Source organism: Amycolatopsis cynarae, from assembly GCF_026802195.1.
In the GTDB taxonomy this organism is placed as follows: Bacteria; Actinomycetota; Actinomycetes; order Mycobacteriales; family Pseudonocardiaceae; genus Amycolatopsis_E; species Amycolatopsis_E rhizosphaerae.
This window is the reverse complement of record NZ_CP113836.1, coordinates 7,222,657-7,236,321: the sequence shown is the minus strand read 5'-3', so window position 1 is coordinate 7,236,321 and position 13,665 is coordinate 7,222,657. Positions and strand designations below refer to the sequence as shown.

13 protein-coding genes and 1 pseudogene are annotated in these 13,665 nt (G+C 70.0%); 4 read left to right on the top strand and 10 right to left on the bottom strand.

The window, feature by feature from the left end:
- Positions 1-16: 16 nt before the first annotated feature.
- The 4 genes and pseudogenes from ORV05_RS35185 to ORV05_RS35170 form a co-directional block, all read right to left on the bottom strand.
- Entirely contained in the window at positions 17-1,408 is a 1,392-nt protein-coding gene (locus ORV05_RS35185) for a glutamate decarboxylase (RefSeq protein WP_268756180.1), read from the bottom strand.
- 68 nt (positions 1,409-1,476) lie between these two features.
- Entirely contained in the window at positions 1,477-1,953 is a 477-nt protein-coding gene (locus tag ORV05_RS35180) for a Dps family protein (RefSeq protein ID WP_268756179.1), read from the bottom strand.
- 25 nt (positions 1,954-1,978) lie between these two features.
- A pseudogene (locus tag ORV05_RS35175) lies at positions 1,979-2,403 on the bottom strand (organic hydroperoxide resistance protein).
- A gap of 79 nt (positions 2,404-2,482) precedes the next feature.
- Complete coding sequence (locus ORV05_RS35170; protein WP_268756178.1) at positions 2,483-3,058, bottom strand: NADPH-dependent FMN reductase; 576 nt, start codon at positions 3,056-3,058, stop codon at positions 2,483-2,485.
- 127 nt (positions 3,059-3,185) lie between these two features.
- On the opposite strand from ORV05_RS35170, the gene ORV05_RS35165 reads away from it, so the two are divergent.
- Complete coding sequence (locus tag ORV05_RS35165; protein ID WP_268756177.1) at positions 3,186-4,244, top strand: alpha/beta hydrolase; 1,059 nt, start codon at positions 3,186-3,188, stop codon at positions 4,242-4,244.
- Between the two features lie 398 nt (positions 4,245-4,642).
- On the opposite strand, the gene ORV05_RS35160 is transcribed toward ORV05_RS35165, so the two are convergent.
- Positions 4,643-5,170: a hypothetical protein gene (locus ORV05_RS35160; RefSeq protein WP_268756176.1), complete on the bottom strand. Its 528-nt coding sequence runs from the start codon at positions 5,168-5,170 to the stop codon at positions 4,643-4,645.
- A gap of 422 nt (positions 5,171-5,592) precedes the next feature.
- Between ORV05_RS35160 and ORV05_RS35155 the strand changes: the two genes are divergently transcribed.
- Positions 5,593-6,735 carry an MFS transporter gene (locus ORV05_RS35155; RefSeq protein WP_268760038.1) on the top strand — a complete coding sequence of 381 codons (1,143 nt, stop codon included), beginning with the start codon at positions 5,593-5,595 and terminating at the stop codon, positions 6,733-6,735.
- Positions 6,736-6,744: 9 nt separating this feature from the next.
- Here ORV05_RS35155 and ORV05_RS35150 read toward each other — a convergent pair whose 3' ends face one another.
- The 4 genes from ORV05_RS35150 to ORV05_RS35135 form a co-directional block, all read right to left on the bottom strand.
- Positions 6,745-7,119, bottom strand: a complete 375-nt coding sequence (locus ORV05_RS35150) for a hypothetical protein (RefSeq protein WP_268756175.1) — start codon at positions 7,117-7,119, stop codon at positions 6,745-6,747.
- 42 nt (positions 7,120-7,161) lie between these two features.
- Positions 7,162-9,516 carry an SdrD B-like domain-containing protein gene (locus ORV05_RS35145; protein WP_268756174.1) on the bottom strand — a complete coding sequence of 785 codons (2,355 nt, stop codon included), beginning with the start codon at positions 9,514-9,516 and terminating at the stop codon, positions 7,162-7,164.
- 125 nt (positions 9,517-9,641) lie between these two features.
- Positions 9,642-10,685, bottom strand: coding sequence for an aspartate-semialdehyde dehydrogenase (locus ORV05_RS35140; protein WP_268756173.1), 1,044 nt, complete (start codon positions 10,683-10,685; stop codon positions 9,642-9,644).
- Positions 10,685-11,947 (bottom strand): aspartate kinase, encoded by a 1,263-nt coding sequence (locus tag ORV05_RS35135; protein WP_268756172.1) that lies wholly within the window; start codon positions 11,945-11,947, stop codon positions 10,685-10,687. The genes ORV05_RS35140 and ORV05_RS35135 overlap by 1 nt, the downstream gene beginning before the upstream one ends.
- Positions 11,948-12,210: 263 nt before the next feature.
- On the opposite strand from ORV05_RS35135, the gene ORV05_RS35130 reads away from it, so the two are divergent.
- Positions 12,211-12,543, top strand: coding sequence for a hypothetical protein (locus ORV05_RS35130; protein ID WP_268756171.1), 333 nt, complete (start codon positions 12,211-12,213; stop codon positions 12,541-12,543).
- Positions 12,527-13,120: a nitroreductase family protein gene (locus tag ORV05_RS35125; protein WP_268756170.1), complete on the top strand. Its 594-nt coding sequence runs from the start codon at positions 12,527-12,529 to the stop codon at positions 13,118-13,120. The genes ORV05_RS35130 and ORV05_RS35125 overlap by 17 nt, the downstream gene beginning before the upstream one ends.
- A gap of 32 nt (positions 13,121-13,152) precedes the next feature.
- Here ORV05_RS35125 and ORV05_RS35120 read toward each other — a convergent pair whose 3' ends face one another.
- Complete coding sequence (locus tag ORV05_RS35120; RefSeq protein WP_268756169.1) at positions 13,153-13,539, bottom strand: hypothetical protein; 387 nt, start codon at positions 13,537-13,539, stop codon at positions 13,153-13,155.
- Positions 13,540-13,665: the final 126 nt, after the last annotated feature.

Here is a 13,665-nt window from a genome sequence, read left to right as displayed (position 1 = left end):
GCCCCCGCCAACCGGTTCAGTGATGGAAGGCGGTGCTGATTGCGGGATCGACGATCGGCCGCGGCTGGCGTTCGAGTTCGGGGAGCAGCCGGGTGAGATCTTCGATCAGCAAGTCGGCGAGGTCGTGGGTGAACCCGTTGCGGCAGACGACGCGCAGTACCGCGAGCTCGGTCCGGTTCGGCGGGAAGGTGTACGCGGGCACGAGCCAGCCCCGTTCCCGCAGCCGCCGCGACACGTCGAACACGTCGAAGGCCGTCACGTCCGGCGCGGTGGTGAACGCGAACACCGGCAACTGGTCGCCGCGGGTGAGCAGGCGGAACTGGCCGAGCGCCTCGATCCGCCCTGCCAGGTGCATCGCCACGTCCCGGCTGGCCTGCTGCACGGCGCGGAATCCCTCGCGCCCCAGCCGGACGAACGTGTAGTACTGCGCGGCGACCTCCGCCCCCGGCCGGGAGAAGTTCAGCGCGAAGGTCGGCATGTCGCCACCGAGGTAGTTCACGTTGAACACCAGCTCGGACGGCAGTGCGTCGCGGTCGCGCCAGACCACCCAGCCGACGCCGGGGTAGACCAGCCCGTACTTGTGCCCCGAGGTGTTGATCGAGGCCACCCGGGGCAGCCGGAAGTCCCACTCCAGCTCCGGGTCGAGGAACGGGGCGATCATGGCCCCGGAGGCGCCGTCCACGTGCACCGGGATGTCCCAGCCCGTCCGTTCCTGCAGCGCGTCGAGGGCGGCCGCGATCTCGGCGACCGGCTCGTAACTACCGTCGAAGGTGGACCCGAGGATGGCGACCACGCCGATGGTGTTCTCGTCGCAGTGCTCGACGGCGACGTCCGCGGTGAGGTGGAAGCGGTCGCCCTCCATCGGCACCAGCCGCGGCTCGACCTCCCAGTACTCGCAGAACTTCTCCCAGCACACCTGCACGTTCGCGCCCATGACCAGGTTCGGCCTGCCGCTGCGGCCGAGTTTGCTCCACCGGCGCTTCAACGCCATCCCGGCCAGCATGCACGCCTCGGACGAACCCGTCGTGGAGCAGCCGATGATGGCGTCGGGATCCGGGGCGTGCCACAGATCGGCCAGGATGTTGACGCAGCGCCGTTCCAGCTCGGCGGTCTGCGGATACTCGTCCTTGTCGATCATGTTCTTGTCGACGCATTCGGCCATCAGCTCCCGCGCCTGCGGCTCCATCCAGGTGGTGACGAAGGTGGCGAGGTTGAGCCTCGCGTTGCCGTCGAGCATCAGTTCGTCGCGCACCAGCTGCAGTGCGGTGTCGGCGGGCAGCGGGTCTTCGGCGAGCTTGTGGTGCGGCGGGGTCAGGGTGGCCGCGAAGGCCGGATCCGTACCGCCGTGGAGCGGATTGCTCCCGCCCCGCCGGTGCGGCCGCTTCGTCTTTCCCGAATGCAGAACCATGATCCGACCCTAGACCGGAGGACGCCCCGCCCGCCGGTACCTCGGCGTGCGGGGCGTTTCCGGGCGGGTCAGGCCTGCTGGGCCTGCCACATCCAGTGGGCCTTCTCCAGCTCCTGCGTGAGATCGAGCAGCAGATCCTGGGTGACCAGGTCGCTTTTGTCGGTTTCGTCGATCCGTTCGCGCAGCAGGCGGATTTCCTCGGCCAGGATTTCCACGATCGCCGCGATGGTGGCCTCGGCGCTCTGCCAGCCCTCGGGGTAGGCGGGCAGGCTGGAGTTCTCCACCACCGTCGTCGTCTTGCCCACCGGCGGGATGCCGATCGCACTGGCTCGTTCGGCGACCTCGTCGACGTATTTGCGCGCGGTGGCGACGAGCTCGTCGAGCTGCAGGTGGACACTGCGGAAGTTGGGCCCCACCACGTTCCAGTGGGCCTGCTTGGCGATCAGGGAGAGGTCGATCAGATCGACCAAAGTGGACTGGAGCACCCCGCCTGTGACAGCCTTGTCGCTTTCGGCGAGTGGACTCTTGATGGGTGAATTCGCCATGGTTCCTCTCCTCCCGAAATGGGTCTCAATAGGTCGTGGCGACCACCTCGACCTGGATGTTGCCTCGGGTCGCCCGGGAGTAGGGACACGACTGGTGCGCCCGTGCGGCGAGCCCGCCCGCCAGCCCCTCCTCCAGCCCGGGCAGGTGGGCCACGAGCTTCACGGTCAGCTCGAAGACGTCCCCGTTCCGCCCGATGCCGACCTCGGCGGTCACGCTCGAATCGGCGAGGTCGACGTTCATGTGGTGCGCGGCCTGCGTAGCGCGCCGTGGAAGCACGCCGCATAGCCCGCGGCGAACAACTGCTCGGGGTTGGTGAACTCACCACCGGGGCCGCCCAGCTCCCTGGGGATCGCGAGCCGCTCGTCGATCAGTCCGTCCGACGAGGTGACCTCACCGTTGCGGCCATCGCCCCGGGCCGTCGCGACGGCCGTGTACATCGCGTCGACCATGCCCGTTCCTACCTCCCGGGCAAGGACTACCCACGAACCGCCACGCGAACCGTTGGTGCCGCGCGGGGCAACCGCTGGCTCAAGGCGTGGCGTGCGCTCGTGCGAACTCCGTCACGTACCGGCCGATGGCGCGCAGGTTCCGTACCGTCTTCTCGTCGGAGGCGCCGCCGGTCTCGTCGAACTTCACCTCGGCCGTGTTCACCGCGGCACCGAGCGGAGTGGGCCAGCCGCGCAGGGCGTGCGTGACGGTCCGCAACTGGTCGAGGGTGGTGACCGCGGCCTGCCAGCCGTAGGCGACCGCGGCCAGGCCGACCGCACGCCCGTCGAGGTAGGGACGGCGGTCGGGGCGCAGGTCTTCGAGGTAGTCCAGGGCGTTCTTGACCAGGCCGGAAAGGGCCCCGTGGTACCCGGGCGAGACGATGACCACGCCGTCCGCCTGCCGGACCGCCTCGATCAGCCGGACGGCTTCGGGGGTGCGATCGGAGATCGCCGTGTCGTAGAAGGGGAGCACGAGCCCGCTCCCGGTGATCGCCGTGGTGCGCGCGCCCGCCTCCTCGGCACCGGCCAGCGCGATGTTGAGCGCCCGCTCCGACTGGGAGCCCGCACGCAGCGAACCGCCGATGCCCACGACGTTGATCACCGAGGAGGAAGTCACAACTGAAGAGGCTAACCCCTCTACTTAGGTGGAGAGCCAGCTTCGGGAGCGGAGTCTCCCGTCACAATCCGTTCCGGCCACGCGCACCTCTTGGTCTCCCGACTACTCGCCGGTAGCCTCCGTGCTCATGGCGATTCCACTCCGGTCCCGCGTCGAAGCAGCCGCGGCCCAGCTGGTCTATGCGCTCCCGCACCCGCTCCGGCGCCTCATCGCGGGCAAGCCGATCCGGATCGACGGGCAGGAACTGGCTCTCGACGCGCAACTGCTGCTCCGGCTCCAGCAGATCTCCGGCGCGGCCATGGCGAGCGAGACCCCCGATCTCGCGCGCGCGATGCTCGCGCAGTCGTCCCACCTGGTGAGCGGTAAGCCGATCCAGCCGGTGGGAACGCAGGAACTGGCCATCCCGGCGGAGCACGGCGACGTCCCGGCCACCCTGTACACCCCGGCCGGACTCGCCGGGCCGTCCGGCCTGCTGGTGTTCTTCCACGGGGGCGGCTGGGTGATCGGCACCCGCGCCAGCCACGACAACACCGCCCGGTTCCTCGCCAAGCACGCGGGTGTGCGGGTGCTGTCGGTGGAGTACCGCCTGGCGCCGGAGCATCCGTTCCCGGCCGCCGCGGACGACGCGCTCGCCGCGTTCCAGTACGCGTACGCGAAGGCCGAAGACCTCGGGGTGGATCCGGAGCGGATCGCGGTCGGCGGGGACAGTGCGGGCGGCAACCTCGCCGCCGTCGTCGCACAGGTGACCGCGCGCCGCGGCGGCCCGGCTCCCGCCTTCCAGTTGCTCATCTACCCCGCACTCGACGCGACGGTGCGCCGCCGTTCGCGGGACCTGTTCGCCGACGGCTTCTTCCTCACCGACCGCGACATGACCTGGTTCCTGGACCACTACGCGCCGCCGGAGGTGGACCGCACCGACGAGCGGCTTTCGCCGATGCTCACGGAAGACCTCAGCGGGCTGCCGCCCGCCTACATCGTGACCGCCGGATTCGACCCGCTGCGGGACGAGGGCGAGGCCTACGGTGAGCGGCTTCGGGCGGCCGGGGTGCCCGCCGCGGTGAGCCGCCAGTCCGATCTGATCCACGGCTTCGTGAACTTCCTTGGGGTCGGGCGCCGGTTCCGGGAGGCGACCGCCGAAGTGGCCGGGGCGCTGCGGGTCGGCCTGTCCGGTATCCGCGGCCGCTGACGAGGATCGGCCCACCGGAATCCGGCGCGCTGCCACGCCGGATTCCGGTCCCCCCCCTATTCACTGGGTTCATCGGGCCGGTCCTGCCGAACCGTCGCTGTCATGAGTACCAACACCACCGGTGCGGCACCACCCGGCCGAGGCAAGGTGAGAGCTTTTCATCGTTACCCGGACGGGAAAACGGGCACGGAACCCGACCGCATGAGGTGAAAAGAACGCTCCACCGCTCGCCCGGAAGATCGGCGTAACGGCAACCCGGCACGCGCTCGGTAACCGCTTCACTCGCTGAAACAGCGATGTCACTCGATCCGCTGTTTTCGGGATGTGAGCGGAAACGGTGCTACCGATTCAGGTACTGAAACGGCACGGACAGCCATGCGGACCATTGGGCACGGCCCTCAGGCGTGCGGCACGGGAAGAGGCACCGGCAAGGCAGGCACTCCACCCCCGAGCAGCGCGGCGAGCAGGCCGGTCACCAGGCTCAGCAGGTTCTTGAGCAGGTTGCCGACGATGTTCAGCGGCGGCGGCAGGTCCGGTAGGCCTGGCACCGGCGGCAGTTGCCGTAGCTGCGCCGTCGCGGCGGAATCGAGGGGATCGGCGGGGTCTGCCAGGATCCGGCTCGCCTCGGCCTGCCGCTCCTTCGCCGCGACCGCGGTCCGCGGCGCGTCCGCCCGCAGCGTGTACTTCTGCCCCTCGGCGAGATCGCCGAGCAGTGGACTCATCTGATCCAGCGAGCGCTGCGTGCCCTGCACGTCACCCGCATAGGCGGCCTTGGCCAGCTGATCCCGCAGTTGCAGGAGTTGCTGCCCCGCGGCTTGGGTACTCGACGTGCCCACGCTGTCCGCGGCGGCGACCCCGGCGCCCCCGACTGCCAGCACGCTGCCCGCCACCACGACCGCGACGGCCCGGGCGATCTTGCCTGTCATTGCTACCTCCTGGCCTTTCGTGTGACCAACGATCTTCATCAGTACCAACGGCGCCGGAAAGCCACCAATCGGCCATCCGGAAGTAAGATTCGCCGCCTTTACGGGGCGAGGAGAAAACAGCGGAAAAGAACCGCAAGCGGTGAATTGCTTATGCGCTTTCCGGTGTGTCTCGCGCGTCAGGTGACCGTTTCACCCGACAAGGCAAGGTAGTCACTCGACTCGCTGCATTACGGGCCGATGTCCGTCCGACGTGGACCGCCACGGCGACGAGCCGACAGGATCAGTCGCCGCACCGGCTCCGGCGGCCTCGTCAGGGACCGCGGTGTCCGCTGTCTCCGCAAAACAAGTTGCACGGCCGTGCCAGAGTGGAGGTCGTGCAGTCGTACCGTCGCGTCCTCGCTCTGCCCGGCGTCCCCGTGACGATGCTGGTGATGTTCCTGGCCCGGCTGCCCCTCACCGCGATGAGCGTGACCCTCACCATGTACGTCGTCACCGGTCTCGGGCGCGGCTACGCCGCCGCGGGCCTGGTCGGCACCGCCGCCACCCTGGGCACCGCGCTCGGTGCCCCGCTGGTCGGCCGGATGATCGACCGGTACGGACTGCGGCCGGTCGTCCTCCTGTGCGGGGCCGTGTCCACCGCGTACTGGCTCGGCGTGCCCTCCCTGCCGTATCCGGCGCTGATCGCCCTCGCCCTGCCCGCGGGCATGCTGGTGGTGCCGGTCAGTTCACTGGCCCGGCAGGTACTCACCGCCCAGGTGCCCGCCGAGCAGCGCCGGTCGGCCTACTCGCTGGACACGATCTCGGTCGAGTCCTCGTTCATGATCGGCCCCGCGGCGGCCATCGCGGCGTGCACCCAGCTTTCCCCCACCGCGGCGGTCACCGGCCTCGGCATCGGGTTCGCCGCCCTGACCGTCGCGCTGTACTGGTTCAATCCGCCGGTGCGCCGCCAGGACGAACCGGTCCCGGCCGAACGGCCGCCGTTGGGCGAGTGGCTGACCCGCGACCTCTCCGCGACCCTGCTGGTGGTCGCCGGGGCGCTGTTCTGCCTGGTCGGCGCCGAACTGGCCACCCTCGCCGCGCTGCGAAGCTCGGGCGAGGTGGCCTGGGCCGGAGTGGTGATCGCGGTGATGTGCCTTGCCTCGGCCGCCGGTGGGATGGTGCACGGGGCGGTCCGCCGTCCGCTGTCCCAGACCACGCTGATGGTGCTGCTCGCGGTGCTGGTGATCCCGGTGGGACTGACGACGCAGCCGTGGTGGCTGCTCGCACTGGTCCTGGTTCCGACCAACTTCGCCTGCGCCCCCACCCTGGCCGCCACCGCCGAACAGGTCACCGCGCTCGCCCCGGCCCGGGTACGCGGCGAAGCGATGGGACTGCTGGATTCGGCGACGCGGATCGGCATGGCGGTCGGCAGCCCGATTGTCGGCACCGTGCTCGACCACGCCCCCGCGGCATGGGGATTCGCCGCGGCGGGAGCAGGCGGGCTCGTCGTCGCCGCGGCCGGGTTGGCTCTCCGCCGGTTCCCCGTGCCGCGTCCCGGCCTCGCCTCGCCCCGTGCCCTTCGGTAGAAGTGCCGGTCAGAGGCAGGCCGACCGCAGCCTGGAGAGGTTGTCGGTGTTGCGCTGGATCCAGTCACTGAGGTTGCTCAACTGGTTGAGCTTGCGCTGTTCCAAAGCCAGGTAGGAATCGGCGATGGTGAACAGGTTCTGCTTCAGGTCCTGATCGGCGACCTGGTTCGCGAGCGCGCGGAGCCGGTCCGCCTTGTCCTGCGCCTGCTTCGCCAACTCGGCGGGGTCGAGGTTCGGATCGAGGTTCGCCAAGCCGAGTGCCTCGGCACAGGCGCTCGCCTTGTCCTTGGCGGCCCCTACCTGCCCGACGGCCGTGTCGACCTGTTCGCAACCGGCCAGCAGCATGCCGAGCCCGAGCACAGCAAGTACGCGCGGAAACTTCATGACCTCACGCTAGCGGGTGAAACCACTTCGACACACGTCGTTTCACCGGTGGACGGACTTCCACCAGCGGAGGGTGAACACCGACCCCAGCGCCACGACGAGCGCGGTGAACGCCGCCCACCCGGCCGGGAGGCCGCCACCGCTGCCCGTACCTCCTCCGCTGTCCGAACCGGCCGCGGCGGGGGCGATGGCCGGGGCCGGTGCGATCAGTCCCACCCGGACGGTCAGGTCCTCCCTGGGCTTCGGCCCGACTGTCACCGGTTGCGTGCAGTTGTCGGGCATACCGGGGAGCCGGAAGCCTGCGGCCTCCCGCGGCAGAGCGGCGAGGTCGAAGCACACGCGGTAGACGCCGTCGGGCAGGTCGTCCAGCAGGTACTTCCCGTCCTGGCCGGTGTGGGTTCCCGCCACCACACGACCGGCACCGTCCTTGAGGCTGACCGCGATCCCGGCCATCCCGGGTTCGTCCGGCTGGGGCAACGCGTCGGCATTGCGGTCCAGCCACAACAGATCGCCCAACCGGTTGCGGGGCAGCACCACTCCGGCGTCCATAGTGGACTCCCGACGGTGCCCGACGCCAACCGTCACCGGCGGCGTGCAGCCCGTGGAAAGGTCCGCCCGGGAGTCCGCGCTGCCGCCGCCGACCATCGGCCGCGTCCACTGGTCACCCGCGTAACCGGGCGGAAAGGCCTTGGGGTCGAAGCAGATCTGGTAGGTCCCGTCCGGGATTCCGTCGAACCGGTAGCGACCGTCCACCCCGGTCGTCGTGGCGCCGGCGTCACTACCGTCCACTTTGGCCAGACGCACCGGAACCCCGGCGACCCCCGCCTCGCCGCCGTCCTGCCGCCCGTTGCGGTTGCCGTCGAACCAGACCCGGCCCGCCACGCGATCGGCGGGCGCGACCAGCCCGGCGCCGAGGGAATGGTCCTCCCGCTTGCCCAGCCCGACCGTCACCCGGCGCGTGCACCCGGCCGCGTCGGCGGCGGAATCGTTGCCGCCCGCGGACGGGGTGAAGTCCGCGACCACGGGCGGCAGGTTCGCCAGGTCGAAACACACCTGGTAGGCGCCGTCCGGCATGTCCTCGAAGGTGTACTGCCCGTCCTGGCCCGTGGTGGTCATGGCCACCTGCGTGCCGTCCTCGGTCCGCAGCTTCACCTGCACCCCGGCGATACCCGGCTCGTCCGGTGCCTGCCTGCCGTCGCCGTCGCGGTCGATCCACACCCGCGCCGAAAGGCGGTTCACGGGCGGTGCGAGCCCGGCGTCCAGCGTCAGGTCCTGGGTGTGCCCCGGCCCCACCCCGACCGGCGCGGTGCACCCGGTCGCCGGGTCGGGCACCGAATCCTGGCCGGGATTTCCCGCCAGCGGCCGGGTCAGCCGGTAGTCGGCGTACTGCGCGGGCAGCCTGCCGGTGTCGAAGCACACCTGGAACCGGCCGTCGGGCAGGTGCGAGAACGAATACTGCCCGCGCGCGTCGGTGCTGGTGGTGGCCACCACCGAGCCGTCGGGCGTCTGAAGGCTGACCGGCACCCCCGCCACCCCGAGCTCACCCGGATCCTGCCTTCCGTCGCGGTTCGCGTCGGCCCACACCAGATCGCCGATCCGGTTCACGCCGCCGATCACCCCCGCGTCCACGGTGTCGTCCACCGAACCCGGCGGACCCACCGTGACCTTCGCCGTCCCGGTGCCCGGATCCACCACCGAACCGGTACCCGGGGTGACCCCGGCCAGCGGCACCGTCCACTTGAGATTGGCGATCGGCGGGGCACCGGGAAGACGGGCCGCGTCCACCCCGGAGTAGTCGAACTTCAGCGTGTAGCAGGTCTGGGGCCGCAGCCCGTCGGCCGGGCCGAACAGGTAGCGCCCGGCGGCGTCGGTGGTCTTCTGCGCGAGGGGCGCACCGCCGCCGTCGCAGCCCATCAGCCGCACCGCCACCCCGGGCAGCGGCGGCTCGTCGCCGTCCTGGATGCCGTCACCGTCGGTGTCGAACCACACGCGGTCACCGAGCTGTACTTCCCCCGTGCCGCCGCCCACCCCCATGGTGAGCTCGGCGGGTCTGCCCTGGGAGACGTCGACGAACTCGGTGAGCGGGGAGAGGCCGGGCCCCTCGGGCGCGGGTTTGACGTCCCCGACCGAGGCCGGAATCGTCGCCTCGACACGGTACTTCCCGCCCGAGAGCGCCGTCGTCGGGAGGATCACCGTCCCGTTCGGACCTGTCGTCCCGCTCGCGCTCGCCCCGGACGGATCCGTGACCACGACGAGGATGCCCGCCGCACCGGCGTTGTTCCGGTCCACCCGGACGACGTGGACCCGCACCGGCCCGTCGGCACCGTCGGCCACCGCGACCGCAGGCATCGCGGTCATGACGAGCAACGCCACCACCGAGACGATTACCAGCCTCACCACGCAGCTCCCCGACTCGCCCGCTGAAAGACTCCGCACACCCTAAGAGCGCGAAGATCCGATCAGCGGGAGATGTCGGCTCCCGAAAGAGTGAAGTACGGCGGGTAACCGCAGTTCGGACGGGGTCAGGACCGTTCGGCGAGCAGTTCGGCGATCTGAACCGCGTTCAACGCCGCGCCCTTGCGCAGGTTGTCGTTCGAGACGAACAGCACCAGGCCACGGCCGTCGGGCACGCCCGGATCCGTGCGGATGCGACCCACGAAACTCGGGTCCTTGCCCGCCGCCTCGAGCGGCGTCGGCACGTCGACGACCTGGACGCCGGGTGCGGACGAGAGCAACTCGGTCGCCCGCGCCACCGGCAGCGGCCGGGCGAACTCGGCGTTGATCGACAGCGAGTGCCCGGAGAACACCGGCACCCGGACACAGGTACCGGACACCAGCAGTTCCGGAATGTCCAGGATCTTCCGGCTTTCGTTGCGCAGCTTCTGCTCTTCGTCCGTCTCGAACGAACCGTCGTCCACAATGGAGCCCGCCATGGGCAGCACGTTGAACGCGATCGGCCGCACGTACTTGGCCGGTTCCGGGAACGGCACGGCCGCCCCGTCGTGGGTCAGCTCGGTGGCGCGCGGGGCCACGGCGGTGATCTGCCCGGCCAGTTCGGCCACCCCGGCCACCCCGCTGCCGGACACGGCCTGGTACGTGCTGGCGATCAGCCGGACCAGCCCCGCCTCCTCGTGCAACGGCTTGAGCACCGGCATCGCGGCCATCGTGGTGCAGTTGGGGTTGGCGATGATGCCCTTGCGCGCGTCCTTGACCGCCTGCGGGTTGACCTCGCTGACCACCAGCGGAACGTCCGGATCCATCCGCCACGCCGACGAGTTGTCGATCACGGTGACGCCCGCCGCGGCGAAGCGCGGCGCCTGGGCCCGGGAGGTGGCCCCGCCCGCGGAGAACAGCGCGATGTCCAAACCGGACGGATCCGCGGTGGCCGCGTCCTCGACCTCGATCTCGGCACCCTGCCAGGGAAGTTTGGTGCCCGCCGAGCGGGCCGAGGCGAAGAACCGGATCTCGCTGACCGGGAACTCGCGCTCCGCCAGCAGCTTCCGCATCACGCCGCCGACCTGACCGGTCGCGCCGACCACTCCGACGCGCAGCCCCTTCGCCGCCATCAACGACCACTCCCCGCGTAGACGACGGCCTCTTCGTCGCCGCCGAGTTCGAATGCGTCGTGGATCGCGCGAACCGCCTCGTCCAGCTGCGCGTCCCGGATGAGCACCGAGATCCGGATCTCCGAGGTGTTGATGATCTCGATGTTCACCCCCACCTTGGCCAGCGCCTCACAGAAGGTGGCGGTGACACCGGGGTGCGAGCGCATCCCGGCGCCCACCAGCGAAACCTTGCCGACCTGGTCGTCGTAGAGCACGGAGTTGAAGGTGAGCTCCTCCTTCAGCTTCTCCAGCTCGGCGACCGCCTTCGGGCCGTTGGCCTTGGACAGGGTGAAGGTGATGTCGGTGCGCCCGGCCGTGTTGGACACGTTCTGCAGCACCATGTCGATGTCGATCTCGGCGTCGGCGATGGTCCGGAAGATCCGCGCCGCGGCGCCGGCGTGGTCGGGCACCCCGGTTACCGTGATCTTGGCCTCGGAACGGTCGTGCGCCACGCCGGTGATCAACGCTTGTTCCACGGGGATCTCCTCAATCGAACCGGTCACGGTGGTGCCCGGCTTGTCACTGTAGGAAGAGCGGACGCGGATCGGCACGCCGTACCTCCGCGCGTACTCGACCGAACGCAGGTGCAGGATCTTCGACCCGCTCGCCGCCAGTTCGAGCATCTCCTCGTACGGCACGGTGTCGAGCTTGCGGGCGTCCGGCACGATTCGCGGGTCGGCCGTGTACACCCCGTCCACGTCGGAGTAGATCTCGCAGACGTCCGCGTTCAGCGCGGCGGCCAGCGCCACCGCGGTGGTGTCGGAGCCGCCGCGGCCGAGCGTGGTGATGTCCTTGGTGTCCTGCGAGACGCCCTGGAAGCCCGCGACCAGCGCGATGTAGCCCTGCTTGAGCGCCTCGGTGACCCGGCTCGGGGCGACGTCGATGATCCGCGCGTTGCCGTGCACCGAGGTGGTCACCACGCCCGCCTGGGAGCCGGTGAACGACCACGCCTCGAGACCGTGCGCGGAGATCGCCATCGCCACCAGCGCGTTGGAGATGCGCTCGCCCGCAGTGAGCAGCATGTCCATCTCGCGCTCCGGCGGCACCGGGTTGACCTGCTGGGCGAGATCGAGCAGTTCGTCGGTGGTGTCGCCCATCGCGGAGCAGACGACCACCACGTCGTTGCCGGCCTTCTTCGTGGCCACGATGCGTTCGGCCACGCGCTTGATCCGATCAGCGCTCTCCAACGACGAACCGCCGTACTTCTGGACTACGAGCGCCACGGCTATCGGACCTCCTAGGTGCGCTTTTGGAAAAGCCTACCGGGGCGGGCACGTGCGGCCACCCGGTTATGTGGCGGCGCCCACGCCCGTTGAGATCTGCGTCGCAGCATACGTGAGAAATTCTCCAACGTGTTACCGGAGGAACGAAAGATCTTGCCGTTTTCCGGCCCCCGGTGATGCCGATCGCGGTCGTCGAACCGGGTTCTTTTTGTTCCGGCCGCGAGCGTTTCGGACGGCTGCGGGCAACACCTGACGTGAGGATGATGACCGAACGCGTGGACGAGGGTGAACCACCGCCCGCGCCGATGGGCGTGCTGTCGATGACCTGCACCGAAGCGCAGAGGGGAGGGTGCATGGATTCGGATGTCGCCATCCGGCGGGTGTTCCGCCGGCTCGTGTGCCCGCACTGCGGGGAGCCCCGGACCGAGATGAGGGTCTTCGGCACCGCGTGGCATGACGACGACGGGCATCGCAAGCGGTGGTGGCGCATCCGCCGTGAGCTGCGGGAACAGGCACTGCACTGGAAGCCGGATCCGAGTTGCCACCGATGCCGCCGCCAGTGTGGAAGTATGCGTTCCGATGCGGAAACCAGCTGAGAGCAGCGCGCCGCTGGCCGAACTCATCGCGCAGCGATGGAGCCCGCGCGCGCTCGACGAAACAGGTGAAGTCTCCTGGGAGCAACTGCGTGCGCTCCTCGAAGCCGCCCGCTGGGCGCCCTCGTTCGGCAACACGCAGCCCGCCCGCTACCTCGTCGGCCGCCGGGGCGACGACACCTTCCGGCGGATCCTGGCCACCCTCACCCCCCGCAACCAGGACTGGGCGCACCGGGCCGGAGCGCTGCTGGTGGCGGTGATGGTGACACGCAACGAGAAGGGCGATATCCCCTACGCCGAGTACGGGCTCGGGCTGGCCGGGCAGAACCTCGTCCTGCAGGCGGTCGCCGAAGGCCTGGTCGCGCACCAGATGGCGGGCTTCGACGCCGAGGCCGTGCGGCGCGCGTTCGCGGTGCCGCCCGAGGCCGTGCCCAGGGTGGCCATCGCGGTCGGCGTACAGGGCGACGCCGAGGTGCTCGGCGAGGAACGCGACATCGAACGCGAACGCGCCCCGAGACGCCGCCTCCCGCTCGGCGAGTTCGCCTTCGCCGGCACCTGGGGCACCGGCGCGCTGCCGTGAGGGGCTGCGGCTGTCCTCGGCGGGAACCCGCGTCAGGCGGAGATGCCGCCGATGCGGCGGACGAGCTTGGCCACGATGGCGGAGGCGATCAGCCAGAACAGGGCGGCGATGCCGTAGTTCACCAGGACGCGCAGCTTCTCGTCGGCAGGCTGGAACAGGTCCCTGAACCCCATCGCGAGGCTGTCGGCCCAGTCGCGGACCCACGACACGATGCCGTTGGCCGGGTTGGCGGAACCGACGGTGAAGATCACCTGCAGTACCAGGATGACCGCGAAGACCAGACCGGCCCAGCGCACGATGCCGGCGATCAGGCCGACCGCCTGGTCCTTGATCCGGCGCCGGTCGGCGTCCGTACGGTGCCTGCGCCGGGAATCCTCGTCGGTGAGGTTCTTCTCGGTTCTCTCGGCGTGCTCGCCCATAACGCGCAGTCTCGCACGCGTACGGGGCCGCTGGCTACCGGCCAGTAAGGAACGGGATAACGGTTCCGTCGCGGTACCTGGCTTTCAACATCATCAGTGCCGGGCTACAGTGGGCTTCGTGGCTCG